Here is a 26,285-nt window from a genome sequence, read left to right on the forward strand (position 1 = left end):
GATCCGGGTGTCAAGCACCCGAAGGGGTCATTGTTCCGCGCGGAAATGCTTGGAAAGTTTCAGGCCCTGCGCCTGATAGTTGGAGCCTAGGCCAGTGCCATAGAGGCCTTCCGGCTTTTGCAGCATGTGCTCGTAAACCAGCCGGCCGACGATCTGGCCGTGTTCAAGGATAAAGGGTACTTCGTGGCTGCGCACTTCGAGCACGGCGCGGCTGCCTGTGCCGCCGGCCTGGGCATGGCCGAAGCCGGGGTCGAAGAAGCCGGCATAGTGGACACGGAACTCGCCCACCAGAGGATCGAACGGTGTCATTTCGGCCGCGTAAAGCGGCGGCACGTGTACAGCTTCGCGTGAAACGAGAATATAGAATTCATCCGGATCAAGGATCAGTTCCGCGCGGCCGCGCGCATGAAGCGGTTCCCAGAAATCGAGAACGTCGTGCTGGGCCTTCTTGTCGACATCCACCACCGCCGTGTGATGCTTGCCGCGATATCCGATCAGCCCGTTCTCGCCGAAACCCTTCAGGTCGATGGAAAGCGCAATGCCGCCGCCGGTCACGTTCGGGGTATCGCTGGCGACCAGCATTTCCGTCTCGTGCAGTTTCAGCAGTTCGCTTTCGTTGAGCAGCGAGTGACCAACGCGGAAGCGGATCTGCGACAGGCGCGATCCGCGACGCACCACGACGGGGAAGGTGCGTGGGCTGATTTCCAGATAGAGCGGGCCTGAATATCCCGCCGGTATCTTGTCGAATTCCTGCGCATTGTCGGTCATGACGCGGGTGAAGATATCAAGACGCCCCGTCGAGCTTTTGGGATTGGCCGAGGCCGACATCTCCGCCGGCAGCTCCAGGCTCTCCATCAGGGGAACGATGTAGACACAGCCGGTTTCCAGCACGGCACCCTGGGTGAGATCAACCTCGTGCAGGCTGAAGCGGTTGAGCTTGTCGATGACGCGGGTTCCGGGGCCGGGCATGAAACTGGCGCGAACGCGATAGGCCTTCGAGCCCAGCCTGAGATCAAGGCTGGCGGGCTGCACCTGGTCAGCATCGAGATCGGCCTCGCTTTTCAGCTTGCCGCCCGCAAACAGCGCCCTGATTGCGCCGTCCGCCAAAATGCCCGTCGTTCTGATCATGGTCATCATTCCTTTTTACGGCGACAAAACCAAAAGGAAAGCATTGACGCAAGCCGGTAACGGCAGTATGGCAAGCTTATCCCGTGGTGATTTGGCCGGTCGGCTTGCAGCCACGTTAAACAAGTGGCTAAAAAGACCGGGTGCTAGGAACCGGTCTGCTTTTGCGGCCGGTTTTTTTGTTTTGAAGGTGATCACATGAGCAATAAATGGCGCCCGGCAACCCAGCTCGTTCACGGCGGTACGCTACGCTCACCCTATGGTGAAACGTCGGAAGCGATCTATCTGACCCAGGGCTTCGTTTACGAAAACTCCGAAGCCGCCGAAGCCCGCTTCAAGGGTGAAACGGATGGATTCATCTACGCCCGCTATGCAAGCCCGACCAATGACATGTTCGAAAAGCGCATGTGCCTGCTGGAAGGTGCGGAAGACGCCCGGGCGCTCGCCTCCGGCATGGCCGCCGTCACTGCCGCCATCATGTGCCAGCTGCGCGCCGGTGACCATATTGTCGCCGCCCGTGCCCTCTTCGGCTCCTGCCGCTGGGTGGTCGAGACGCTCGCGCCCAAATACGGCATCGAATGCACGCTGATCGACGGACGCGATCTTGGTAACTGGGAAAAGGCGATCCAGCCGAACACCAAGCTGTTTTTCCTCGAAAGCCCAACCAACCCGACGCTCGAAGTGGTGGACATCGCCGGTGTGGCGAAGCTTGCCAACCAGATTGGCGCAAAGGTCGTAGTCGACAACGTCTTCGCAACGCCGCTCTTCCAGAAGCCGCTGGAACTCGGCGCCCATATCGTCGTCTATTCCGCGACGAAGCATATTGACGGCCAGGGCCGTTGCCTTGGCGGCGTGATCCTTTCCGACAAGAAGTGGATCGAGGAAGAGTTGCAGGACTATTTCCGTCACACCGGCCCGGCCATGTCGCCGTTCAACGCCTGGACGCTTCTGAAGGGCATCGAAACCCTGCCGCTGCGCGTCAAGCAGCAGACGGCCAATGCCGGCAAAATCGCTGATTTTCTCGCCGATAGCGGCAAGGTCGCCAAGGTCATCTATCCCGGCCGCGCCGATCACCCGCAGGCCGACATCATCGCCCGGCAGATGTCCGGCGGTTCGACGCTGGTGGCTTTCGAGCTGAAGGGCGGCAAGGAAGCGGCATTCGCGCTGCAGAACGCGCTGGAAATCGTGAAGATTTCCAACAATCTGGGCGATGCCAAGAGCCTCATCACCCACCCGGGCACGACAACGCACAAGAACCTGACCGATGAGGCACGTGCGGAACTCGGCATTTCCGGCGGCACCCTGCGGCTTTCCTGCGGCATCGAGGATACGGACGATCTGCTGGAAGATCTGGCAAAGGGACTGGCGGCTGTTTCCGCCTGAAAATCAAACCCACACCATCGCCATGGCCCGCCTTCACCGTCGGGCCATGGTGCGTAACCGGTTCCGCCATCCTGGCAAAAGCCGGTGGGACGCAACCAATATTTACCTTTATCGTTATCCCTAACGGTGGAAAACAGCGCAACAGGAGATGCCCCCTGCCCGTCAAGTCATTCATTTTCTTGACGATAGCCAGAGCCTATAGTGTAGGATATTGGCAGCAGGCATAAGATCGAGGTGTGGCGCGTATGTATCGTGCTCTGACAAGGGATATCGAGGTTACGGTTGATCCGTATTATCTCGAGGAACAATCCGACCCGGATGACGACCGTTACGTCTGGGGCTATAAAGTCGTGATCTCGAACAATTCTGATATTCCGGTAACGCTCGTCAACCGCTACTGGCACATCACCGACCAGAATGGACAGGTGGACGAGGTTTACGGCCCCGGCGTCGTCGGCGAGCAGCCACAGCTGAACCCCGGCGACAGCTACGAATACTCATCCGGCTGCCCGCTGGATACGCCGTCCGGCCTGATGTTCGGCCATTATGAAATGGAAACGGACAAGGGCGAGGTGTTCAATGTCACCATACCCGCGTTTTCGCTTGATTCACCTGGCCTGTTGCGGGTTCTGAACTGAAGCAGGCGCATCCGCGCGAAGCTGCGCATTCAAAAGCGCAGCCTCGCCAGTCAAACCGCTTCAGGCGTTTTCAAACTCGCTGACATCGTAGCGATAGGTCGTGGAGCAGAACTCGCAGGTCACGGCAATCGCGCCGTCTTCCTCACTCGCCTCGATCTCCTCGGCTGTGAAGCCGGAGAGAACGCCCTTGATCTTTTCCCGCGAGCAGCTGCAGCGGTCGAAAATGACCTGCGGATCATAGATGCGCACGCCATTCTCATGGAAAAGCCTGTAAAGCAGGCGCTCCACCGGCACCTGCGGGTCGGTCAGCTCATCGGTATCCACCGTGTTCAGCAGCGTTACCGCCTCGGTCCAGGCATCGTCTTCCGCCACTTCGGAACCACCCTCGTCACCGTCACCTCCATGGAGATCGCGCAGACGGAGGCGCTCGGGCGCCTGGGGCAGGAATTGGGCAATCACGCCGCCTGCACGCCAGCCGTGGCGCGGCTTGCCTTCGCCGTCACGGTCGAAGAACTCGGCGACACCGAGGCGCACGCGGGTTGGAAGCTGTTCGGACTGACGGAAATAAACCCCGGCAATTTCCTCCAGCGACGAGCCGTCCAGTGGCACGATACCCTGATAGGGCTGCATTCCCGCGCCCTGATCGATGGTGAAGGCCAGAATACCGGTGCCGAGCAATTGTTCGGGAGATGTCGCTCCCGCCGCAATCGCCTCTGCCAGCCGCTCCTCATCGAAGCGGGCATAGGCGCGCATGCTTTCTGGCGCGGTGAAATCCGCCACGAGAAGATCGACCGGGCCATCGCCCTTGGTCTGAACGGTCAGCTTGCCGGAGAATTTCAGGGAGGTGCCGATCAGCGCCGTCAGCACCGTCGCTTCCGCGAGAAGGCGGGCGACCACGGCAGGATAATCATGCCTTTCGAGAATGGCATTCAACAGCGGGCCGACCTGCACGGCGCGGCCGCGCACATCCAGACCTTCGACCTGAAAGGGTACGACCTTGTCGTCGCCAGCAAAATCGAGATCGTCCAGTTCAACCGTTACATCTGCCATATCATAACTCCCTGGCGCAGCCGTTGCGCCGCTACCGTCCAAAAGTCCGGCTTTTTAAATGTGCTTTTTCCGCTTGTCGCACAGAGATCCGGGAAGCGAAACCGCCTCCGGGGAAAATCGTGCAAATCGTGATTGTGGCCCGCCAGCGAAAAACCGACGAGCCTGTTCGAAGTCCCACAGATGGTAACGTGCGCGGCCAAGTTCAAGAACCCTTCCTGACCCGCCGGGCTGGAAGGGTAAAAGCCGTCAGATGACGCCCATGCACCACGCGATGATGGACTTCTGCGCGTGCAACCGGTTTTCCGCCTCATCGAAGACCACCGATTGCGGGCCATCGATCACGCCATCCGTCACTTCCTCACCGCGATGTGCCGGCAGGCAATGCATGAACACCGCATCTTTATCGGCTTTCGCCATCAGGGCTTCATTGACCTGATAGGGCTGGAAAATATTGTGGCCGCGCGCCTTGTGCTCCTGGTTCATCGACACCCAGGTATCGGTAACGACGCAATCCGCTCCCGCCACTGCCTTGTCGGCATCGTGGTACAGCGCGATCTCGCCGCCATTGTTGCGCGCCCAGTTCAGGAACTTGTCATGCGGTTCGGACCCCATCGGCACCGCCATCGCCATGCGATAGCCAAAACGGGCGGAGCCTTCCACGAAGGAATGCAGCACATTGTTGCCGTCGCCCGTCCAGGCTATGGTCTTGCCCTTGACCGGGCCGCGATGTTCCTCGAACGTCAATATATCCGCCATGATCTGGCAGGGATGGGTGTCGTCCGTCAGACCGTTGATGACCGGCACGGTGGCGTGTTCGGCAAGCTCGAGCAGGCGCGAATGATCTGTCGTGCGGATCATGATGGCGTCGACATAACGCGACAAAACCTTGGCCGTATCGCCAATTGTTTCGGCGCGGCCGAGCTGCATTTCCGTGCCCGACAGGAAAAGGGTCTCGCCGCCGAGCTGGCGCATGCCGACATCGAAGGAGACGCGGGTGCGGGTGGACGGCTTTTCGAAGATCATCGCCAGCATCTTGCCGGCGAGCGGCTTTGCCGCCGTGCCGGTTTTGGTGGCAATCTTGCGCGTGCGCGCATCATCAAGAATTGTCCGCAAGTCCTCCGACCCGACGGCCGAGAGGTCCAGAAAATGTTTTGGTGAAACCATGCTGATCTGTCCCATGCTTGCGAGCCCCTGAACAGAGGCCCGCCCTTGATTTACTCAGGCGATTTTCGCCTGTTTCGCTGTCAGGGAGGCGGCGGCCGCATCGACACGCGCAAGACCCTCGCGGGCCTCTTCCGCCGTGGTGACGAGCGGCGGCAGAAGGCGGATGACATTGTCGCCCGCAGGCACGCCAAGCAGATGTTCGGCGCGCATGGCCTGCAGCAGATCGCCCGAAGGAACCTTCGCCTTGATGCCCAGAAGCAGGCCTTCGCCACGAATTTCCTCGATCACGTCAGGATAACGATCCTTGAGCGAAGCGAGGCCCTGGCGGAAAACCAACGCGACATCACGGACCTTTTCGAGAAAACCGTCGGCTAGAACGACATCCAGCACGGCATTGCCGACCGCCATGGCCAGCGGATTGCCGCCATAGGTGGTGCCGTGTACGCCCGCCGTCATGCCGGAAGCGGCATCCGCCGTTGCAAGGCATGCGCCAAGCGGGAAACCGCCGCCAATACCCTTGGCGACTGCCATGATATCGGGCGCAACACCGGTCTGCTCATAGGCAAAGAGCTTGCCCGTGCGGCCGACGCCCGTCTGGACCTCATCGAAAATCAGGAGCAGGCCGTGCTCGTCGCACAGGCTACGCAGGAGTTGCAGGAATTCCTTGCTGGGCGCGCGGATACCGCCCTCGCCCTGGATGGGCTCGATCAGAAGTGCGGCCGTCTCGGCCGTGATGGCTGCCTTCAGGGCATCGACATCGCCGAACGGCACCTGATCGAAACCTTCGACCTTGGGACCGAAACCTTCGAGATATTTCTGCTGGCCGCCGGCGGCGATCGTCGCAAGCGTGCGGCCATGGAACGCGCCTTCGAAGGTCACGATACGGAACTTTTCCGGATGCCCCTTCGAATAGTGATAACGGCGCGCGGTCTTGATTGCACATTCCAGTGCTTCCGCGCCGGAATTGGTGAAGAACACCTTGTCTGCGAAAGTCGCTTCCGTCAGGCGCCTGGCGAGTTTTTCCTGTCCCGGCACTTCATAGAGGTTCGAGACGTGCCAGACCTTCTCGGCCTGCGTCTTGATCGCATCCACAAGGTGCGGATGGGCATGGCCCAGCGAGTTGACGGCGACACCGGCCGCAAAATCGAGATATCGTTCGCCGCTTTCCGTGAACAGCCAGACGCCCTCACCGCGCTCAAAGCGCAGGGGGGCTCTGGAAAACGTATCAAACAATGGCGCGGCGGCTTCGGCCATGGCTGTATCACTCCTTGCGCAGATGCGCTGTCAACGGTTGTCAATAGGCTTCAAGGGTTATCCCTCGCCTGAAAATCAAAAATGCCGCCTCGCGGCGGCAGGGGCACTATTGTCACTTCGTTTGCCGATGTCAACAAAAGTCCGCGTTTCCCGGGCTTCTCAAGCCCTAGTAGGTGGCGGCCGGCGAGCCCCAAGGTGTTGCCTTTCAGACTCAACTCGCCAGCAAGTTGGGGAAAACCGGAAAATCGATTCCAGATGATTCCCCCGACTCTTGCCACGGAGTCTGCGTGGCACTAGGTTAATCGCTAATTACTAGACTGCATTGCGGCGGAACTAGTCACCAAAAATCCGGCGGAAACCACGCTTGCGGCACGCCCGCGAGACGGAGAAGGATTCTGCCGAAAATACACGCGACAAGCGGAGAAGCGGCATGAACTGGACAGACGAGCGAGTCGAAAAACTCAAGAAATTGTGGTCCGAGGGGCTTAGCGCCAGCCAGATTGCAGCGCAGCTGGGCGGTGTCAGCCGCAATGCCGTAATCGGCAAGGTCCATCGTCTCAACCTGCCGGGACGCGTCAAGGCTGGCGGTCCGGTCACTTCGGCGCGTTCCGCGCCCAAGCGCACCGCTGCACCTGCCCCGCGCACGACGACTTTCGCAGGCCGCGTCAACGCAGCCCCGGCGCGGGTTCTCACCCGTTCGAACGCGGCAACGGCGCTGCATGAGGAGATTGACATCGAGACCGCACAGGTTCTCGATTACGTTCCTTCCAAAAACGTTGTCACGCCGATTTCCCGTCGCCTGACGCTGACGGAACTGACCGAGCGCACCTGCAAGTGGCCGGTTGGCGATCCGCTGAAGGACGACTTCCATTTCTGCGGTTGTGAAGCGCTGGAATCCTCGCCCTATTGCAAGTTCCATGCGAAGCTCGCCTATCAGCCGGTAAGCGAGCGCCGCAAGGCTTGAGTGTTGCGGCACGTTATCAGCACTCAAAAACTACGGGCCTTCGGGCCCGTTTTTTTATGGCAAAACCCAAGGTGGTTCCGACTTGGAGCACGTTTTGTTCAAGAAGCGTTGCCAATCCTTGCTCTTGCGCGCTCTGCGAACTTACAGCTGCAACGCGCCCTTGCTGCAAATGCTCTGAATTCGTCCGCGGCATGCCGCGTCCTTTTTCATGCATGTCAGGTTTCACCACTTAATCCGGACTTCAACGGACCATCTGCCGCCCTTCTAAAAAGGACGAGGGCGCCCTGTTTGCGGAAAGTTCAAAATCGAAAGGCCCGACACCATTCCGGTTTCGGGCCTTCTGATTTCTGCGTAATCCGAATGAAACTACAGGTTTCAGTTCCGCTCAGGCTTCCATCGAATATCCGGCACCACGCACGGTGCGGATGACATCCTGCATATGGGAGAAATTCAGGGCCTTGCGCAGGCGTCCGACATGCACGTCGACGGTGCGCTCATCGACATAGATATCGTGACCCCAGACGCCATCCAGCAATTGTGAACGGGAGAAGACCCTGCCCGGCGATGTCATCAAAAACTCAAGCAGGCGGAATTCCGTCGGGCCGAGGCGCACTTCGCGGCTTTTGCGGTGAACGCGATGAGTCTCGCGATCCAGTTCGATATCACCACATTTCAGCACCGACGAGAGAACCTCGGGACGGGCCCGGCGCAGCATGGCCTTGACGCGGGCCATGAGTTCCGGGGTCGAGAACGGCTTGACGACATAGTCATCGGCGCCGGTGGCAAGACCACGAACCCGCTCGCTTTCCTCACCGCGCGCCGTCAGCATGATGATGGGCAGGCGCTCGGTTTCCGGCCGCATTCTCAAACGACGGCAGAGTTCGATACCGGATACGCCGGGCAGCATCCAGTCCAGGATGAGAAGATCCGGAATACGCTCCTGCAGCCTGATTTCCGCCTCATCGCCACGGGGTATCGTGTCGACGTCGTATCCCTCAGCCTCGAGATTGTAACGAAGCAGGACGCTCAGCGCTTCCTCGTCTTCCACAACTGCAATCTTGGGCACCATATACTGAACTCCGCAAGCTTCTGCCTGTCTGTTACTCGGTCACCGAACCGAGAGTGTTGGAACTGTCGTCCTTCGGACGTTCGCCCTCCGGCTGGCTGCCGGTGGTCATGTAGTAGATCGTTTCAGCGATATTCGTGGCATGGTCGCCGATACGCTCGATGTTCTTGGCGCAGAACAGGAGATGCGTGCAGGTGGTGATGTTGCGCGGATCTTCCATCATGTAGGTCAGAAGCTCACGGAAGAGCGACGTGTACATGGCGTCGATTTCCTCATCGCGCTCGCGAATGGCATTGGCCTTCTCGGCGGAACGCGTGGAATAGACGTCGAGGACTTCCTTGAGCTGCACCAGCGCCAGTTCCGATAGATGCTCGATACCGCGCGCGAGCTTGCGCGGCACGCCGGTTCCGGCAACCGCGATGACGCGCTTGGCCGTGTTCTTGCCGAGATCGCCGACGCGTTCGAGATCTGCGGCGATACGCAGGGTGCCGATGATCTCGCGAAGGTCTGCCGCCATCGGCTGACGCCTGGCGATGGTGACGATGGCTTTGTCGCCGATTTCGCGTTCGGCGTGGTCGAGAATTGTATCGTCGGAAATGACCTTCTGCGCGAGTGCGGCATCGGAATTGACAAGCGCGCGCACGGCATCGCCGCACATCTGCTCGGCAAGACCGCCCATTTCGGCGATACGGCGCGTCAGAAACTTCAATTCGTCGTCATAGGCCGACAGGATATGCGAATGGGTCGTTGTCTGTGTCACGGTCTAGTCCTCCGGCTTGGCCTGCATGCGCGGACCCGGAAGCGGGCACGGCAGAGGCACCAGTCTTGTTCGGTTTCGATAAAGCGCCGGCCGGGATCAGCCGAAACGGCCCATGATGTAATCCTGCGTGCGCTGGTCATCCGGATTGGTGAACATCTTGTCCGTTTCGTTTTCCTCAACAAGATGACCAAGATGGAACATGGCCGTGCGCTGGGAAACACGCGCCGCCTGCTGCATGGAGTGGGTGACGATGACGATCGTGTAATTGGTGCGCAACTCGTGGATCAGCTCCTCAACCTTCGCTGTCGCGATCGGATCGAGCGCCGAGCAAGGTTCATCCATCAGGATGACTTCCGGGCTGACGGCAACCGCGCGGGCAATGCACAGACGCTGCTGCTGACCGCCGGAAAGACCCGTGCCGGATTCGTGAAGACGATCCTTCACCTCATTCCACAGGCCGGCCTTCTGCAGGCTGTGTTCGACGATCTGGTCCATATCTGCCTTGTTACGAGCAAGACCATGGATGCGCGGACCGTAGGAGATGTTCTCGTAAATCGACTTCGGAAACGGGTTCGGCTTCTGGAACACCATGCCCACGCGGGCGCGCAGTTCCACGACGTCGATCGCCTGATCGTAGATATCGTCGGTATCGAGCGTGATCTTACCGGTGACCCGGCAACCGTCGATCGTATCGTTCATGCGGTTCAAGGTGCGCAGGAAAGTGGATTTGCCGCAACCGGACGGGCCGATAAGGGCGGTCACCGTGTTTTCCCGGACATTGAGGTTCACGTCGTAAAGCGCACGCTTCTCGCCGTAATAAACCGAAACGTCCTTGCCGATCATCTTGTATGAAACTTCATTCATTTTCTTGTCCAGCGCCTTTTCAACTGCTGCTTCCGACAACATGTTCATTGCTCAATCTCCCTCTACCAGCGCCGTTCGAAGCGGCGACGCAACAGGATTGCGCCAACATTCATGACGATGAGGAACAAAAGCAGGATGATGATAGCGCCGGATGTCCTTTCGACAAAGGCGCGTTCGGCTTCGTTCGCCCACATGTAAATCTGCACCGGCAGAGCCGTGGACGGATCCATCGGCGTTGTCGGATAATTCGCAACGAATGCCACCATGCCGATCAAGAGCAGCGGCGCCGTTTCGCCCAGCGCGTGAGCAAGGCCGATGATCGTGCCGGTCAGAATGCCGGGCATGGCAAGCGGCAGGACGTGATGGAAGATCGTCTGCATCTTGGAGGCGCCGAGGCCGAGTGCTGCGGCGCGGATCGACGGCGGTACGGCCTTCAATGCGGCGCGCGTGGCGATGATGATCGTCGGCAGCGTCATCAGCGTCAGGACCAGGCCGCCGACCAGAGAGGCCGAGCGCGGAAAGCCCATGAAGTTGATGAAGACGGAAAGACCGAGCAGACCATAAACAATGGAGGGAACGGCCGCGAGATTGTTGATGTTCACCTCGATAAGGTCCGTCAGGCGGTTCTTCGGCGCGAATTCCTCGAGATAGATCGAGGCGGCGACACCGATCGGCAGCGACAGAACCAGCACGATCATCATCATATAGAAGGAACCGATCAGCGCCACACCGACACCCGCCGCTTCCGGACGGCTCGAATTGCCGTTAACGAAGATGCCGGTATTGAAATGTTTGCCAAGCTGGCCACCTTCGGCGAGCTGGTTCATCCAGCCGAGCTGCTGGTTCGAGATGCGGCGGTTGGCCTCATCCACCGTCAGATCGACCTGGCCCTTGAAGGCGCTATCCACATCGCCCGATGCCAGAAGCGTGACGGTGCGTATGGTGCCGATAACGGCAGGATCAGCGACGACGATGTCGCGCAACTGGGTGCGGACGCTGTCGGAGATCATGACGTTAACGGCGCGCAGACCGGCGCGGTCCGTTGGCGCGACGCCGAGAACCTTGGCAACCGCATCGCGGGCGAGGACGGGATAATTGGCCGTCATCAGCTTTGCGGGATTGGCGGCACGCTCATTCTTCGGGTCGATGATCAGTTCGGAGAACTCGACCGGAACGGTGATCATCGTCTGCTGGAACGCGGTGTAACCCTTGGATACGACCGACCAGAGCAGCAGGAAGAGAAAGATGAGGCCGAAGGAAATCGCTGCCATTCCATAAGCACGGAAGCGGCGTTCGGCGGCATAGCGGCGCTTGATGCCGATATCACGGCGCGTGGCCTTGTTCACGGCGGCACCGGCCGCGGGAGAAACGATGTCGGTCATTCATATTGCTCCCGGTATTTGCGCACGATGTAAAGCGCGTAGATATTCAGGCAAAGCGTGATGGCGAAAAGCGTGATGCCCAGTGCGAAGGCAACCAGCGTTTGCGGCGAGGTGAATTCAAGGTCGCCGGTCAGCTGGCTGACGATCTTGACCGTCACCGTGGTCATGGGTTCGAAGGGGTTGAGCTGCAGGCGCGCGGCAACACCAGCCGCAAGAACCACGATCATGGTTTCGCCGATCGCACGCGATGCCGTCATCAGCACGGCGCCGACGATGCCGGGAAGAGCGGCGGGAACGATGACCTTCTTGATGGTTTCGGACCGCGTCGCGCCAAGGCCGAGCGAACCGTCACGCAGGGAACGCGGCACCGCGGTGATGATATCGTCCGACAGCGACGAGACATAGGGGATCAACATGATACCCATGACGAAGCCGGCGGTGATGACGCTCTGCGCCTGGATGAAATTGGCGTAGTTACCCGTCGCCAGACCGTTGATCTGCGTGGAAATGTCTCTGAGGAAAGGACCAACCGTCGTCAGCGCGAAGAAGCCGTAGACAATGGTCGGAATACCGGCGAGCACCTCAAGCAGCGGCTTTGCCACGGAGCGAAAGCGCGGCGACGCATATTCCGACATATAGATTGCCGAAAACAGGCCGACCGGGACAGCCACCAGCATGGCGACGAGACCGATATAGAGTGTGCCGGCGAGCAGCGGGATCAGGCCGAACTGACCGGAGGAGTCGGTTGCGCCAGCCGCCGCGAAACGTGGATCCCACACCGTACCGAAGAAGAACTGGTGGGCCGGAACCATGGTGAAGAACTGGATCGCTTCCGTCAGCATCGACATAACGATGCCGATGGTCGTGAGGATGGCGATGGAAGAAGCGACGAGCAGGGCCGCGAGAATGACCCTCTCGACCTTGTTGCGTGCCCGGAAGCGCGGTGCAATCGAACGCAGCGCATAAGCGGCACCGCCGAGTGCGGCCAACAGCACGATGGCGACCATCGCGAAACGGCTGGTGGAGGTCATGTCGTTGAGCGTATGGGCGGCATCGACCATGAACCGCTCGGGATCACCGGCGATCGCCACACCCTTCGAGGCCAGAAGCGGCCTTACCGCCGCCGTATCGGCATCGACCTGCGCGGTTTCCTCCGCCGTCAGCCGCTGAAGGCCACGGGCGATGGAGGTCACCATGCCATAGGTCAAGCTCTGCTGCGCCTCGGATTGCGCCCGCACATCCTCAGGGAAATTTCCGCGTACCGCCGAGGTGACGACGAGCGGGCTGACAATGAGCCAGACAGCAAGAATGAACGCCGCGGGCAAGACCGCCCAGACGACCGCGTAGGAACCGTGATAACCGGCACGGGAATGCATGTTGGCGGGACGCCCGCCAGACAGGGCAACGGCACGGCGGCTGCCGAGCAGATAGCTGCCGATGCCGATCAGCGCCAGTATCAACAAAAGGATCGATGTGTTCATTAGAGTTCCCTCGGCGTGCCTCAAGAGCACGGTGCGATATCGGGCAAATCAAAAAGTCATCAAAACGAGACGGCTGAACCACCCGGAGATGCTTGCCGCCTGACTGGATCAAAGTCTGGCAAGCGTCAAGGTTGATACATCCTATCCATCTGTAATCGATCAACAATTATGTGGACGACGATGGATCGGAACTGTCAACCGGAGACAATCACCAAAGCGGAAGAGCGCCGGAGCGGAACGAGGGGCGCAGCATGCCGCGCCCCTCTTCTTTATTACATGGACGCGCCGGCTGCGAACTTGGCGCGGATTTCTTCGCGCTCCTTGTCCGGAGCGGCAACGAGGCCGTAGTTGGCAAGCGGAGAATCCGGGCCGATCATTTCATCGGAAACGAAGAACTCGACATATTCCTTGAGGCCCGGGATAACGCCCAGGTGAGCCTTCTTCACGTAGAAGAACAGCGGGCGGGAAACCGGGTACTTGCCGCTGGCAACCGTTTCGGTGGACGGAACGACGCCCGAAACAGTCGCGACCTTCAGGCGGTCGGCGTTGTTTTCATAGAAAGCGAGGCCGAAAACGCCAAGGCCGGTCTTGTTGGCATCGATACGGGCAAGCGTCTCGGTGTAGTCGCCGTCGATGTCGACTGCGGCGCCGTCCTTACGGACTGCAACGCACTTGGCGGCAGCCTGCTTGGCATCGGTGACGAGCGTCTTGATGGCGTCGGTGGCGCCGGCTTCCTTGCAGCCGTCAGCCATGATCTTCTCTTCGAAGACTTCGCGCGTGCCGTGCTTGGAACCCGGGATGTAAGCGGCGATCGCAACGTCAGGCAGTTCCTTGTTGACTTCCGACCACTTCTTGTAAGGGTTGGCAACGAGCTTGCCGTCCTTGACGACTTCAGCGGCGAGCGCGAGGTAAAGATCCTTCGGCTCAAGCTTGATGTCCTTGTTGGAAGAGTCCATTGCGAAGACGATACCGTCGTAACCGATCTTCACTTCCTGAACGTCGGCAACGCCAGCAGCCTTACAGGCAGCCAGTTCATCGCTCTTGATCTTGCGCGAAGCGTTGGCAATGTCGATGGTGCCTTCGCCGACGCCGGAGCAGAACGCCTTCAGACCGCCGCCCGTGCCGCCGGATTCAACAACCGGAGCCTTAAAGTTCGGGAAGGTTTCAGCAAAGGTCTCGGCAACGATCTTGGCATAGGGCAGAACAGTGGAAGAACCGGCAACCTGAATCTGGTCGCGAGCAGCGGCGGCGCCAGCGAAGGCGACAGAAGCCACCAGAGCTGCTGCGGAAAATTTTACGATGTTCATTTGTCTCTCCCGTCGTGGGCTTGTTTGTGGACGCAGCCGATTGCGGCAATCGCTCTTAGCATGCGCTCGGCGACCTTTTCTTAACCACCGTAGCCCCATCCTTTTATGTCACTTTGACGAAAGATTTGTGACAATCTAAATTATTGATTTAATTTATAAATACTCACGACATTAAAAGCAGATGCATATTTTATGTCAGAATCTCACGGTGAAGTCCGTGCCGCTGCCCAATTCCGATTTAATGATGAGGCGGGCGCGGTGACGGGTGAGGATATGCTTGACGATGGCAAGCCCGAGACCCGTGCCCTTTTTCGAGCGGCTGTCGGCGACGCTGACACGATAAAAACGCTCCGTGAGGCGCGGTACATGTTCGGCGGGAATGCCCGGCCCCTTGTCGATGACGCTTACCTCCACCGGCTTGCCGGGTTCGGCGCGCAGCCAGACATCCACGACCTTGCCTTCCTGCCCATATTTGCAAGCATTTTCAACGAGGTTCTGGAATACCTGCACCAGCTCGTCGCGGTCACCCTGCACTTCCGCCGGCCGGTCCGGCAGATGCAGGGTGATATCGACATCAAGCTCATCGGCGAGCGGCAGCAGCGCATCGCGCACATGGCCGATGACAGGGACGAGATCAACCCTCTGGTCCGGAGCGATATTGGCGCGCAATTCCAGCCTTGAAAGGGACATGAGGTCGTCCACCAGCCTGCTCATGCGGGTTGCCTGATCCAGCATGATGGCGAGGAAACGTTCCTGCGCTTTCGGATCGTTGCGCGCCGGGCCCTGCATGGTTTCGATGAAACCGCGCAAGGAAGCGAGCGGGGTGCGCAATTCATGGCTGGCATTGGCAACGAAGTCGCTGCGCATACGGTCGATGCGGCGAAGCTCCGAAACATCGCGGAACGACAGGATATAGAATGGCGGACCCGCCCCCTCGCCCGCATCTGCGCGGGCGATGCGAACGATAAAGACCCGCTCGGAAGGAAAACGCTCGGAATGCTCGACCTGGTTGGGCTGGCCGGTGGCGATGGTTTCGCGAATGACATCCAGCAGGCCAGGCGAACGCAGCCGGGCGGAAATATGCGCACCGGCCGGAAGCTGGCCGAAGGCACGCTCCGCCGCGCCGTTCTGAAACAGCACGCTGGCATTCCTGTCGAGGATGAAGACGGGCGTATCGAGGACGGCAAGCCCCGCCCGGACACCGGAAATGACGTTTTCGCCGGGCACTTCCGGCTGATCCGTTTCCGCGCCCACGTTTTCGTCCTTCACCGCCGCCGGCCTTTCCCGAACGGCGAGAATGGCGATGATGGCGCAGAGCCACAGGATTGCCGGCATATAGGGCGTGTGAAGCTCCGAGACCGCCACGATGGCGAGCATGCTGACAACCAGAACAGGCAACCAGTTTCGGCGAAGCTTTTTTCCCAAAAGCCTTAATCCACTATCGCCTTCCATGACTGCCATTTCAGCCCACTTTCCACTTCCACCTGACAGCGCATCGAAACCTCATAGGCCAGCTTCATGACAGAGATTCATCGCCGCGCATTTTCCACAACGTATATGCGCAAAATCGGCGCTGCAATCGCCCGTACCGCCGCACCCCGACCAGGCAATCCTCTTTCACTTGAATTCCGGCAATGGATATGAATTCATTGGTGGCGAGTTGCCTTTACACAACAACAACAACCGGAGGAAAACATGGTCGAGGAAACGAAGAAGCGCTCGGTGGAGCTCACCATTGGCGGCAAGCCGCGCAGCTTCGACATCGACGATCCGGTCCTTCCCGACTGGGTGGAGGAAAACAAGCTTTCGGCCGGCGATTATCCCTACGATAAAAAAATGAAGCGCGAGGAATACGATGCAGTCCTCGAAGCGCTGCAGGTGGAGCTGGTCAAGGTACAGTTCTGGTTGCAGGCCACCGGTAAACGGGTGATGGCCGTGTTCGAAGGCCGCGATGCGGCCGGCAAGGGCGGCGCGATCTTCGCTACCCGCGCATATCTCAACCCCCGCTATGCCCGTATCGTGGCGCTGACGAAACCGACGGAAACCGAGCGCGGTCAATGGTATTTCCAGCGTTATATCTCGCATTTTCCGACAGCGGGTGAATTCGTTCTGTTCGACCGTTCCTGGTATAACCGCGCCGGGGTGGAGCCGGTCATGGGGTTCTGCACCCCGGAAGAGCACAAGCGCTTCCTCAAGGAAACGCCGCGCCTTGAAAAGATGCTGGTCCATGAGGATGTTCATCTGTTCAAGTTCTGGCTCGACATCGGCCGGGAAACGCAGATCGAGCGTTTTCACGATCGTCGCCACAGCCCGCTGAAATGCTGGAAGCTTTCCGACATGGATATTGCCGCACTGACGAAATGGGATGACTACACGGACAAGCGCGACGAGATGCTGGAAAAGACCCATACCGACGCTGCCCCCTGGACAGTGGTGCGCGCCAACGACAAACGCCGCGCAAGGGTGAACCTCATCCGGCACATTCTCAATGCGCTCGACTATGACGGCAAGGACAAGAAGGCAATCGGCGAGATCGACGGCAAGATACTGGGATCAGGCCCCGGCTTTCTCAAATAGGATAGAGCAACAGTGACAGGCGCCCAAAGGCCGCGGCGCTTGTTACTCTTCTTAACGGGTCGCTTCTTACTGACCTGGCAGAATGCGCACGGAATACAGATTAACCGGGCGGCTGTTGCCATCAATATCGCTGTTGATGAAGACCTTGCCCGGCGCATTGGGGGCGAGCGAACGTTCAAACGTCGCATTTAGCAGCATATCCGCACGCTCGGCCGTGGCCGTGAAGCGGTGACGGGAGCAATCGCCAAGGGTTGCGAAATCGCAGGCGACGGAAACCTGCGTCTGCCGGTCGCTGGATGATTGCAGCGTGATTGATATGGTCGAGGATTTGCCCGCCATATCCCGCATCACCTCCACCGGAACCTCGATGCTGACCGCGCCATCCTGGGAAACGCTTCTCGACGTCACCTTTATCGCCTTGCCGGCCGGCGTGGCAATATTCTCGACAGTGGCGCGCGGGCCTGCCGAAATTCCGGAACTGCCGCGCTCGGCATTGAATATTTCGACCCAGTCATCGGAAAAACCACGGCCGGCGGAAAGACTCGGCGCTGGCTCCGCACCGGTAAAGTCCTCCGCCTGCACCTGGGCCGGCGGATTGGGCACGCTGGTATCGCGCTGCTCCGGCGACAGCAGCAGGCCGGAAGAATAGGCCCACCAGGCGCCGAAACCGATAAAGGCCAGGAGTGTCAAATATATGAAAAGCCGAGCAAAAAGCCCGCGGCGTTTGCGCCGGCCAACAGCACCTTCCGGACGAAAGGCAAGCGAGGCGTCGGCTGCGCTGGAGCCTCTCTTTGGCGTCTTTCCATTGCGCTGGCCAGCGCTCAGGTTTTCAGCAGCAACCGGCCGCGCGTCGCGCGTTTCGCCGCGCAATTCCGGTTCGACAGCCATATCGCCATGATGCTGGGGTTGTGAGGCAGGATCGACCGAGTGATCATCCTGCACCGGGCTTTCCGGCAGAGGCGGCCGCAATTGCTGCTCCACCCGGTCGAGAAGACGGTTGCGCTCTTCATTCTCAATAATATGGATCAAGCTTTCGAGCCGCTGGCGCTGCTGGGCCACCACCTGCGGATCGTCTATGCCCTGCTTGCGCAGGCCCGCTTCCAGTGCCTGACGGGAGGATTGGTAAATCCGTGCACGAACTTCGGCGTTCGATCTGTCCGATTTTTCCAGAGCATTTCTGATTGCCGTTTCCAGTCCGCTCACGACCGATCCTTGTTCTATTGCGCCTTGCAAAAAATATGCGGCGTTGCGCCATACATTCACGATTCGGTAACGGCTATGCCGCGCCTCCGCAAGCACCGTTTGTTATAAAGACCGGATTGCTTTGGGGAAAATCGACCCATTGTGGCGCTGCGAACGCAGATTTGAGAGCCCGGCACCACACCGTTTTCGCTTTCAATCCGCTACCGAACGCGATATTGACTTACGTGCGCGTAAACGTAATCCTTGGGAGGAGACATGCTGCCGTCCGTGCTGAAAGACAATCTGCGTCTTCCGGTCATAGCGTCACCGCTATTCATTATTTCGCATCCGCAACTGACACTGGCCCAATGCAAGGCGGGCGTCATCGGTGCTTTCCCGGCGCTGAATGCGCGGCCAGAAAGCCAGCTGGATGAATGGCTGGCAATGATCACCGAGGATCTGGCCGCCCACAACAAGGCCAACCCCGATCGCCCGGCTGCACCCTTCGCGGTCAACCAGATCGTGCACATGTCCAACCGGCGGCTGGAACACGATCTCGGCCTCTGCGTCAAATACAAGGTGCCGGTGGTGATTTCCTCGCTCGGCGCCGTGCCGGAGGTCAACGCGGCCGTGCATTCCTATGGCGGCATCGTTCTGCATGACATCATCAATGACCGCCATGCCCGCTCCGCCATCCGCAAGGGAGCGGACGGGCTGATCGCTGTGGCCACCGGCGCCGGCGGACATGCGGGCACGCTTTCGCCCTTCGCCCTCGTCCAGGAAATCCGCGAATGGTTCGACGGGCCACTGCTGCTCGCCGGCGCTATCGCCAATGGCGGCTCCATTCTGGCCGCACAGGCGATGGGCGCGGATATGGCCTATATCGGTTCCACCTTCATCGCCACGCAGGAGGCGCGCGCCTCCGACGGCTACAAGCAGGCGATTGTGGAAGCGCAGGCCAAGGATATCGTTTATTCGAACTATTTCACGGGCGTGCATGGCAATTACCTGAAAAGCTCCATCGTCGCCTCCGGCATGGACCCGGACAATCTCCCCGAGGCGGATCCTTCGAAAATGGATTTCGAAACCGCCACCGGCGGCGCCAAGGCGTGGAAAGACATCTGGGGCGCAGGCCAGGGCATTGGCGCGGTCAAATCTGTCGAGCCTGTAGCGGACCTCGTCGATCGTCTGGCCAATGAATATGAGGACGCCAAAAAGCGCATCTGCGGCAAGGCCTGAAGCCACAGGTAAACAATGGACAGGCAAAGCTTTTTACGGAATTTTCAAAACCAGCGCATTCAAGGCTTGAAATCCGTCAGCATTGCCTGTATCAGCCCGCCATGAAGCTGATCCGTAACAAACGGGTCACAATCGGGCCGCTTTAGCTCAGTTGGTAGAGCACGTCATTCGTAATGACGGGGTCACGTGTTCGAGTCACGTAAGCGGCACCATTTTATCTCCCCAAATCGCAATTTATGCTCAGGCCGATTTCCATCGGCGCTGTCAGCGTTTCTGTTAGCATCATGCTGCCTGCGATCACCAAAACCTTTGAAACCAAACCGCCCGCCACACGTTGACCGGCAAGTCACTCTCAAATGGAAAGCCAGTCATCGTGGACGTCATTCGTATTCTTATCGCCATCATCCTTCCGCCCGTCGGCGTGTTTCTTCAGGTCGGGCTTGGGCTGCATTTCTGGCTGAATATTCTCCTGACGCTGTGCGGTTATGTGCCCGGCATCATTCACGCCATCTGGGTGATCCTGCGGAAATAGTAGTCACAATGATCGCTTGGGCGCGGCGGCCTGCCGATACCAAAGGGATGTCCGCAATATTTTAGTACGTGATTAAATTCTTGCAGAGCTGGAACCTCACCTTCGCCCTCACGTTATGGTGATGACACCAGCCAAGGAGAAAATCATGAACCAGATCATCTACATCGTCGGCCTAGTCGTTATCGTTCTGGCAATTCTGTCGTTTTTCGGCTTCCGCTGATCACCGTTGTCAATTCGATCGCTTGCGCTTATCCTAAGCAGCAGTAACACACGACTGCGTTCATGGGTTGCTCCGCTGTCGAGTGTATTTCGGGATCGCGTTGCTCTGGGAGGTGCACGATGAAGAACGAGAGATGGACAGAACCTGTCGAGGTCAATCTCGAGGCGAACGGCAAGAGTGTCGTCGCCGGCCCCTTCGAGGCCCTGATATTGTTGACCGAAGGCTGGCCTAAAATTCGTGGATTGAGTTTCGTGAGAGCCAGAAGCGCCTGCCGCGCCGCCCTTGATGGACGCAAGTCTCCCGAGGAAGCCCGCAAGTGCTTTACCGATGCGGTTTCAGAGATGCAAAAAAACCCGCATTGACGTGCGGTGAAACGATAAACGGCTCCTTCTCAGGAGCCGTTTTTGTATGCGGCATTTCCGGGCCTTAAAGAAGCCGGAAATGCCCGCTTGTAACGCTGCCGGGCCTTACATCCAGTAGGGCGCGACGCCGTAATAGTCATAGACCTTGCGGTCCTTGGCGTTCAGCAGATCGTCATCATCGAGATTGGCGAAATGCGGCGCGTTTTCGATCTCTTCCTTGGTCAGATCGATGCGGTAGCCGTCAAGCTCCTCGTCGTAGTGAAGCTTTTCCCAGGGCAGCGGGTAATAATCATCGCCGATGCCGAGGAAGCCGCCGAAGCTCAATACCGCGTAAGCGACACGACCGCCGCGCTTTTCCAGAATGATGCGCTGGATCGAGCCGATGTGTTTGCTATCGGCGCCATAAACGCGTGTTCCTTCAACCTTGTCGCTGGCGATAAGGCTCGGCGTGTCCTTGACATAGGGGTCCTGTCCGGCACGGGGTTCCTGATGCAACATGACATCTTCCTCCTTGGTTTTCCTCGTAAATGTTACGTTGGTAAACCACCGCACGGGCAATTCGTTCCGAAGCTTTTTCAGCCGTGAAAGAGGAATTTTTTCGGATAAGCATGGAACGAAACGGCGTTATTGCCTGATCTTCTGCCAGACCGAAGGCGAGACACCGACCATCTTGCGGAAGACACGGGAGAAATGCGCCTGGTCCGAAAAACCGGCGGCTATGGCAATGTCGGTGAGCGCCATGTCCGTTCGCATCATCAGATCCTTGACGCAGTCAATACGCGCCTGCATCTGCCATTGATGCGGTGGCACGCCCGTCGATGCCTTGAAGGCGTGACTGAAATGGGATTGCGACAGGTTGGTGAGTTCCGCGAGTTCCTCCAGCCTTATCGACCGCAGGCAATGTTCGCGAATGTAGTCCGTCGCCGCCCGCAATTGCCAGGAGGCGAGCTTGCTGCGCTTCTTGACCGGCTCGCGCTTTACCTTGAGGAAATCCGTCAACAGCGCCAGCACGAGGCTTTCGCCGTAGAGGTCGTGCAACGGGTCTGGATTATCGCATTCGGCGGCGATCAGCCGCGCGAGCGCCAGCAGCCGCTCATCCTCGAACATCAGATGCGGATCGAGCAGCGCATGGGGATCGAAGCCCTGCACCAGCCGCGCACCCAGCAATCCCGCATCGAAGTGCAGGTCGAGATGGCGCACAAAGGAAACATTGCTCAGTTCCGCATGCACATCCAGATCGGCGGGTACGAAGGAAATCCGGTTCGCTTCGGACGAGCCGTAATTGTCGCGGCGGTGCCGGTTCATCATGAAGCGGCCGCCATCCACCCCATCCATATCGAGCAGGAAAACGAAACGCGGGTCCTTGCCAACATAACGGCCGCCCGCCCTTGGTGCGCAACGCACGTCCCAGAGATCGGCAACTATGCCGTTCCACATCCTTGAGCGCGGGCCGCCAATGACGGCAAAGCCCTCGATCTCATTTTCCATCCGAACGCGGAAAGCCATGGCCTCTTGATCCCGCAAGGCGCCATGGCGCCATTATAAACATGATAAGATTATTCATGTTTATAATGGCAAACTATTTTTCCCGCAACTGCCGGCCGGCCATTACCACTTCTTGGAAAGCTTGAAGGTGATGGTGCGGCTGTCACCCCAGCCGCAAACCGACACGCCGGCGCAGCTCTTGACATATTCCTTGTCGAAAACGTTCGCGACGTTGACGGACGCTGTCCAGTCGTTCTTCTCGTAGCGGATCGCGGCATCGAACACAGCAGCATCCGGCACACGCAGCGTATTTGCCGCATCGGCCCAGGACTTGCCCTGATAGCGCACACCGCCACCAATGCTGAGGCCTTCAAACGTATCGTCGGTGAAGGCATAGTCCACCCATAGCGACGCCGTATGAGCCGGTACGATCCACGGCGATTTACCGATCAGGTTGGGATTGGCATCCTTGGTAATATCGAGATCCGTATAGGAATAGGAGGCGAGCGCTTTCCAGTTATCGCTGAGATTGGCCTTGGCCTCCAGCTCGAAGCCGGTGGACTCTACCTGCCCGAACTGGCCACTCGTGGTCACGCCGCCGGCCGTATAGGAAACGATGGCATTGTCCTTAACCAGCTTGAAGACGGAGGCCGTGATGCTGCCGTCAAAGAAGCTCGGCTCATATTTAATGCCCGCCTCGAACTGGTGTCCCTCTTCCGGCGCAGCGGGCGTGCCATCTGCAAGCGTATCGATGAGCGGATTGAAGAAGGTGGCCGCCGAGACATAGGGCGTCAGGCCATTGTCGAATTCATAAGCAAGGCCTGCACGTCCGCTCAGCGCATCGTCATTGGAGCGGCGGGAGAGGCCGGCCGGCAACCTGTTGTTCAATTCGGTATCGACATAATCATAACGACCGTTCAGCGTGACCAGCCAACCATCGCCAAAACGTAGCTGATCCTGGGCATAGATGCCGATCTGTTGCTGGGTCACAACGTTATCGGCATAGACGAAATTCGTTCCCTGCGTCGAGCCATAGACCGGATTGAGCGCGCCGATCGCATTCGATCCGCAGCAGGCCTGCACCTGATCCAGCTTGTAATATTTATAGTCGAGACCGAAGAGCAAAGAATGGCTGACCGCGCCGGTATCGAACTGGCCTTCGACCCGGTTGTCCACGCCGAAGCTGTCGACTTTCGACAGGCCGTCATAACCGAAGCGGGTCAGCATATAGTCATTGGTGGTGGCGTCGCGGATCGGCTGGCCATTGGCGTCCGTATTGGCCCAACCGCCCGGATAGGGCCCGGTTTCATGCTTGTAGAGGTGACCATAACGGGCGTTCTGGCTGATCTTCCAGCCATTGTCGAATTCATGACTGACCTCGTAACCCACCATGGACTGGTAGACGCGGCCATTGTCCATGTCAGGTTCACCATAAAACGCCTTGCGGTCAAGCTTGCCGAACGGTGCGTCGACCACCGTTCCGACATAGGGCAGGAAACCGTTGCCGACATGAACCTGATCCAGCGCCGAAAAATAGCCGTAGAGCGTGGCACTGGTCTGCGCATCCGGTTCGAAGGTGATCTGCGGCATGACGAAGCCGCGCAGATCCTCGGAATAGTAGGTGTAATTGTCGCCGCCCGAAACCTTGCCGGTGACGCGATATTTCCAAACGCCCTCGCCATCGACCTTGTCGCCGAGATCGAAACCGAAGAAGGCATTGCCAAAATTATTGATGCCGATTTCCGTTTCGCGGACCGGCTCATCCTGCGGGCGCTTACGAACCATCTGCACGATGCCGCCGGGATTGGCGCCGCCATAGAGCACCGAAGCAGGGCCCTTGAGAATCTCCACCCGTTCCAGACCATAGGCATCCATCTGGAAGCCGCCAAAGCCGTAGCTGAAGAGGTTCAGCCCATCCAGGAAAACGCCGGTCTGGGTTGCCTGGAAACCGCGGATATAAAACCAGTCCGTATCCGGGTCGGTGCCAAAAGGCTCCGCTGTCACGCCGGGCGTATAGCGCAGAACCTCGTCGATTTTCGTCACCGCGCCGCGGTCATCCATTTCCTTACGGCCGACGACCGATACGGATTGCGGAATGTCCTTCGTTTCCGTATCGGTTTTCGATCCCGTCGCACTCTTCTTGGCGACATATCCCCGGACCGGACCTGTGGCGTTTTCCGCGCCCTGCCCTTCAACTGTGATCTCACGCAGAACGGTCGTCTGCTGCGCCTGACTCATCACTGGCGCCATCAAAACAATGGCAGCCGTTCCCAAAGCCAGGCGGCCCAAAAACATCTCATGCAAATTTTTCAAGATATGCCCCGAAACAGATCACGGCCGACGTTCTTATACGGCAGGCCGCAGCACCTCAATTAAGCTGAGTATTTACATCAGGATTAAGGCAGGATGCTTGTCGTTTTCTGGGGGGATTTGAAGCTTATTGGCTTCTCGCACAGTTTTGCGCCCATCATTTGTGGGCCAGCCCGGAGGTATCAGCCCTTGCGCCGCCCGATCCTTGCAAGCTGCATGACGGGAAGGATACCGATGAGCACGATCGCCAGCGCCGCGATTGCCGCTTCCTCGTAAGTACCACGCGCCGCTTCACCATAGAGATGTGTTGCGAAAGTTTCGAAATTAAGTGGCCGCAACAGCAGCGTGGCGGGAAGCTCCTTGACGCAGTCGACAAATATCAGGAGTGCCGCCGCCGCAAGCGATGCCTTCGAAAGCGGAAGGTGAATCTGTCGAAATGTCTGGGTCGCGGATCGTCCGAGCGTTCGCGAAGCATGATCGAAGGATTGCGGAATACGGCTCAGGCCGGCATCGACGCTGCCCGCCGCAATGGTGAGGAAACGCGCCGAATAGGCATAGATCAGGGCGGCCCCGCTGCCGATGAAAATGAGGCCGGTGGATATACCGAACCATTCGCGCATTGTCTGATCGACAAACCGGTCGAAGCCGCCGAGCGCAATCAAAACGCCGATGGCGATGACCGTGCCGGGAGCCGCATATCCCACCGTGGAAAGGCGATAGGACCAGCGCGAGAGACGCCCCGGAGCAAGGCGCATCGCGTAAGCAACAGCGAGGCCGAGAACGAGGGTGATTACCGTTGCCAGACCGGCGAACAGGATTGTATTCAGAGCCTCCTCGGTAAAACGGGAAGACAGGCCGCTGAAGCGAAATCGCTTCCATGCCTCGATGACGAGATAGCTCGCCGGCGCCACGAAGCCGATCAGGACCGGCAGGCTGCCGAGGGTAAAGGCGCCGAAGGCTTTCAGGCCGACAAGCCGCACCGGCTCCAATTCCCTGCTTTTCTGCGCCGAGACCGCATAACGCTGCTTGCGCCGCGCCCAGCGCTCAAGCGCCACGAGGGCGACGACGATGAACAGCATGGAAAGCGCGATCTGTGCGGCGCCGGGCAGATCTGATTTCGTGACCCAGGTGGTGTAAACCGAAACGGTGAGCGTGCGGACACCGAGAAATTCAGACGCGCCGATATCGTTCAGCGCTTCCATCAGCGCAAGGCTGATGCCGACTGCGATCGCCGGGCGCGCGAGCGGCACTGCGACCTTGAAGAAGGCCGCGCGCCTGGAAACGCCGAGCGTGCGCGCTGCTTCCAGCAGGTTGCCCGCCTGGGTCAGGAACATGGCGCGGACGGGAATATAGACATAGGGAAACAGCACGAAGCCAAGCAGGACGATGCAGCCCGTCATGGATCTTATATCCGGCAGGCGGAATTCACGCGGGCTGGAGTAACCGAGCAACCAGCGGATCGCCCCCTGCACCGGCCCGATCGGGTGCAGAATATCGAGATAGGCATAGGCGACAATATAGGTGGGCATGGCGAGCGGCAAAAGCAGCGCCCATTCCAATATCCTGCGCCCGGGAAAATCATAGGCGGTAACCAGCCAGGCCGAACATGTTCCGATGATACCGGCCAGCAAGCCGACGCCACCGAGCAGGAGGACCGTATCCGGCAGGGCCGTCAAAAGAACGGTGGAGCCGAGATGCTCCCACAGGCCCGCCGAACCCTGTACGGCCTGTGAGACGAGCGCCAGAACCGGCACTATCGCACCGCAGACCGCAATGAGCGACAGGCACAGCCACCAGAAGGAGGATGAAAACCTTGGTCTCGCGCGAGATGTCAGTGGCTGAACGGCGTCTGGATTCATGAGCTTCTTGAAAATACAGGGAAAGGCGCCCGCGGGTGCGAACGCCTTCCTACTAGAGCGTCGGATAGAAAAACGGATCAT

23 protein-coding genes, 1 tRNA gene and 1 riboswitch are annotated in these 26,285 nt (G+C 58.9%); of the genes, 8 read left to right on the forward strand and 16 right to left on the reverse strand.

Going from position 1 to position 26,285, the window contains the following annotated elements; translation table 11 throughout:
* Positions 1 to 27: 27 nt before the first annotated feature.
* Complete coding sequence (locus tag AC1ROR_RS10970) at positions 28 to 1,128, reverse strand: 2'-deoxycytidine 5'-triphosphate deaminase (RefSeq protein ID WP_498589405.1); 1,101 nt, start codon at positions 1,126 to 1,128, stop codon at positions 28 to 30.
* Between the two features lie 73 nt (positions 1,129 to 1,201).
* A riboswitch (SAM riboswitch) is annotated at positions 1,202 to 1,280 on the forward strand.
* A 43-nt stretch (positions 1,281 to 1,323) separates the two neighbouring features.
* Between AC1ROR_RS10970 and AC1ROR_RS10975 the strand changes: the two genes are divergently transcribed.
* Positions 1,324 to 2,508, forward strand: coding sequence for an O-succinylhomoserine sulfhydrylase (locus AC1ROR_RS10975; RefSeq protein WP_080833342.1), 1,185 nt, complete (start codon positions 1,324 to 1,326; stop codon positions 2,506 to 2,508).
* Positions 2,509 to 2,753: 245 nt separating this feature from the next.
* The gene (apaG, locus tag AC1ROR_RS10980) at positions 2,754 to 3,146 is read left to right on the forward strand and encodes a Co2+/Mg2+ efflux facilitator ApaG/CorD (RefSeq protein WP_035219089.1); all 393 of its coding nucleotides are present in this window, start codon (positions 2,754 to 2,756) and stop codon (positions 3,144 to 3,146) included.
* A gap of 60 nt (positions 3,147 to 3,206) precedes the next feature.
* On the opposite strand, the gene AC1ROR_RS10985 is transcribed toward apaG, so the two are convergent.
* The 3 genes from AC1ROR_RS10985 to AC1ROR_RS10995 all read right to left on the reverse strand — a co-directional run bounded on the left by AC1ROR_RS10985 (position 3,207) and on the right by AC1ROR_RS10995 (position 6,614).
* The gene (locus AC1ROR_RS10985) at positions 3,207 to 4,196 is read right to left on the reverse strand and encodes an Hsp33 family molecular chaperone (RefSeq protein ID WP_498589406.1); all 990 of its coding nucleotides are present in this window, start codon (positions 4,194 to 4,196) and stop codon (positions 3,207 to 3,209) included.
* A gap of 246 nt (positions 4,197 to 4,442) precedes the next feature.
* A complete protein-coding gene (gene argF, locus AC1ROR_RS10990; protein WP_498589407.1) occupies positions 4,443 to 5,360 on the reverse strand; it encodes an ornithine carbamoyltransferase in 918 nt (305 codons plus the stop codon).
* A 54-nt stretch (positions 5,361 to 5,414) separates the two neighbouring features.
* Entirely contained in the window at positions 5,415 to 6,614 is a 1,200-nt protein-coding gene (locus AC1ROR_RS10995; protein WP_082183670.1) for an aspartate aminotransferase family protein, read from the reverse strand.
* 430 nt (positions 6,615 to 7,044) lie between these two features.
* On the opposite strand from AC1ROR_RS10995, the gene AC1ROR_RS11000 reads away from it, so the two are divergent.
* On the forward strand, positions 7,045 to 7,578 hold the full coding sequence (locus AC1ROR_RS11000; RefSeq protein ID WP_035241558.1) for a GcrA family cell cycle regulator: 534 nt from the start codon (positions 7,045 to 7,047) through the stop codon (positions 7,576 to 7,578).
* 385 nt (positions 7,579 to 7,963) lie between these two features.
* On the opposite strand, the gene phoB is transcribed toward AC1ROR_RS11000, so the two are convergent.
* From phoB to phoR, 7 genes are all read right to left on the reverse strand, one after another.
* The gene (gene phoB / locus AC1ROR_RS11005; protein ID WP_003493692.1) at positions 7,964 to 8,647 is read right to left on the reverse strand and encodes a phosphate regulon transcriptional regulator PhoB; all 684 of its coding nucleotides are present in this window, start codon (positions 8,645 to 8,647) and stop codon (positions 7,964 to 7,966) included.
* A 31-nt stretch (positions 8,648 to 8,678) separates the two neighbouring features.
* On the reverse strand, positions 8,679 to 9,404 hold the full coding sequence (gene phoU, locus AC1ROR_RS11010) for a phosphate signaling complex protein PhoU (RefSeq protein WP_035219095.1): 726 nt from the start codon (positions 9,402 to 9,404) through the stop codon (positions 8,679 to 8,681).
* Positions 9,405 to 9,500: 96 nt separating this feature from the next.
* Positions 9,501 to 10,316, reverse strand: coding sequence for a phosphate ABC transporter ATP-binding protein PstB (gene pstB / locus AC1ROR_RS11015; protein ID WP_035219098.1), 816 nt, complete (start codon positions 10,314 to 10,316; stop codon positions 9,501 to 9,503).
* Between the two features lie 14 nt (positions 10,317 to 10,330).
* Positions 10,331 to 11,650 (reverse strand): phosphate ABC transporter permease PstA, encoded by a 1,320-nt coding sequence (pstA, locus tag AC1ROR_RS11020; RefSeq protein ID WP_498589408.1) that lies wholly within the window; start codon positions 11,648 to 11,650, stop codon positions 10,331 to 10,333.
* A complete protein-coding gene (gene pstC / locus AC1ROR_RS11025) occupies positions 11,647 to 13,131 on the reverse strand; it encodes a phosphate ABC transporter permease subunit PstC (protein ID WP_498589409.1) in 1,485 nt (494 codons plus the stop codon). The genes pstA and pstC overlap by 4 nt, the downstream gene beginning before the upstream one ends.
* A gap of 272 nt (positions 13,132 to 13,403) precedes the next feature.
* On the reverse strand, positions 13,404 to 14,438 hold the full coding sequence (locus AC1ROR_RS11030) for a substrate-binding domain-containing protein (RefSeq protein WP_035219103.1): 1,035 nt from the start codon (positions 14,436 to 14,438) through the stop codon (positions 13,404 to 13,406).
* 195 nt (positions 14,439 to 14,633) lie between these two features.
* Positions 14,634 to 15,890: a phosphate regulon sensor histidine kinase PhoR gene (phoR, locus tag AC1ROR_RS11035; RefSeq protein ID WP_374701170.1), complete on the reverse strand. Its 1,257-nt coding sequence runs from the start codon at positions 15,888 to 15,890 to the stop codon at positions 14,634 to 14,636.
* 243 nt (positions 15,891 to 16,133) lie between these two features.
* On the opposite strand from phoR, the gene ppk2 reads away from it, so the two are divergent.
* Positions 16,134 to 17,015, forward strand: a complete 882-nt coding sequence (ppk2, locus tag AC1ROR_RS11040; RefSeq protein WP_035219109.1) for a polyphosphate kinase 2 — start codon at positions 16,134 to 16,136, stop codon at positions 17,013 to 17,015.
* 66 nt (positions 17,016 to 17,081) lie between these two features.
* Here ppk2 and AC1ROR_RS11045 read toward each other — a convergent pair whose 3' ends face one another.
* Positions 17,082 to 18,218, reverse strand: a complete 1,137-nt coding sequence (locus tag AC1ROR_RS11045) for a hypothetical protein (protein WP_498589410.1) — start codon at positions 18,216 to 18,218, stop codon at positions 17,082 to 17,084.
* Between the two features lie 255 nt (positions 18,219 to 18,473).
* Here AC1ROR_RS11045 and AC1ROR_RS11050 point away from each other — a divergent pair, with 255 nt between their 5' ends.
* From AC1ROR_RS11050 to AC1ROR_RS11065, 4 genes are all read left to right on the forward strand, one after another.
* Positions 18,474 to 19,436 (forward strand): NAD(P)H-dependent flavin oxidoreductase, encoded by a 963-nt coding sequence (locus AC1ROR_RS11050; protein WP_498589411.1) that lies wholly within the window; start codon positions 18,474 to 18,476, stop codon positions 19,434 to 19,436.
* A gap of 136 nt (positions 19,437 to 19,572) precedes the next feature.
* Positions 19,573 to 19,648 (forward strand) — tRNA-Thr (locus tag AC1ROR_RS11055).
* A gap of 161 nt (positions 19,649 to 19,809) precedes the next feature.
* Entirely contained in the window at positions 19,810 to 19,968 is a 159-nt protein-coding gene (locus tag AC1ROR_RS11060; protein ID WP_003493670.1) for a YqaE/Pmp3 family membrane protein, read from the forward strand.
* Positions 19,969 to 20,307: 339 nt separating this feature from the next.
* Positions 20,308 to 20,550 carry a DUF982 domain-containing protein gene (locus AC1ROR_RS11065; protein ID WP_035219113.1) on the forward strand — a complete coding sequence of 81 codons (243 nt, stop codon included), beginning with the start codon at positions 20,308 to 20,310 and terminating at the stop codon, positions 20,548 to 20,550.
* A gap of 105 nt (positions 20,551 to 20,655) precedes the next feature.
* Here AC1ROR_RS11065 and AC1ROR_RS11070 read toward each other — a convergent pair whose 3' ends face one another.
* The 4 genes from AC1ROR_RS11070 to AC1ROR_RS11085 all read right to left on the reverse strand — a co-directional run bounded on the left by AC1ROR_RS11070 (position 20,656) and on the right by AC1ROR_RS11085 (position 26,204).
* A complete protein-coding gene (locus AC1ROR_RS11070; protein WP_080833321.1) occupies positions 20,656 to 21,048 on the reverse strand; it encodes a PRC-barrel domain-containing protein in 393 nt (130 codons plus the stop codon).
* 126 nt (positions 21,049 to 21,174) lie between these two features.
* Positions 21,175 to 22,056, reverse strand: coding sequence for a helix-turn-helix transcriptional regulator (locus tag AC1ROR_RS11075; protein ID WP_498589412.1), 882 nt, complete (start codon positions 22,054 to 22,056; stop codon positions 21,175 to 21,177).
* A 102-nt stretch (positions 22,057 to 22,158) separates the two neighbouring features.
* On the reverse strand, positions 22,159 to 24,348 hold the full coding sequence (locus AC1ROR_RS11080; protein ID WP_498589413.1) for a TonB-dependent siderophore receptor: 2,190 nt from the start codon (positions 24,346 to 24,348) through the stop codon (positions 22,159 to 22,161).
* 179 nt (positions 24,349 to 24,527) lie between these two features.
* On the reverse strand, positions 24,528 to 26,204 hold the full coding sequence (locus AC1ROR_RS11085; protein ID WP_498589414.1) for an ABC transporter permease: 1,677 nt from the start codon (positions 26,202 to 26,204) through the stop codon (positions 24,528 to 24,530).
* Positions 26,205 to 26,285: the final 81 nt, after the last annotated feature.

It is taken from the genome of Agrobacterium sp. GW821-FHT14E08, from assembly GCF_058803865.1.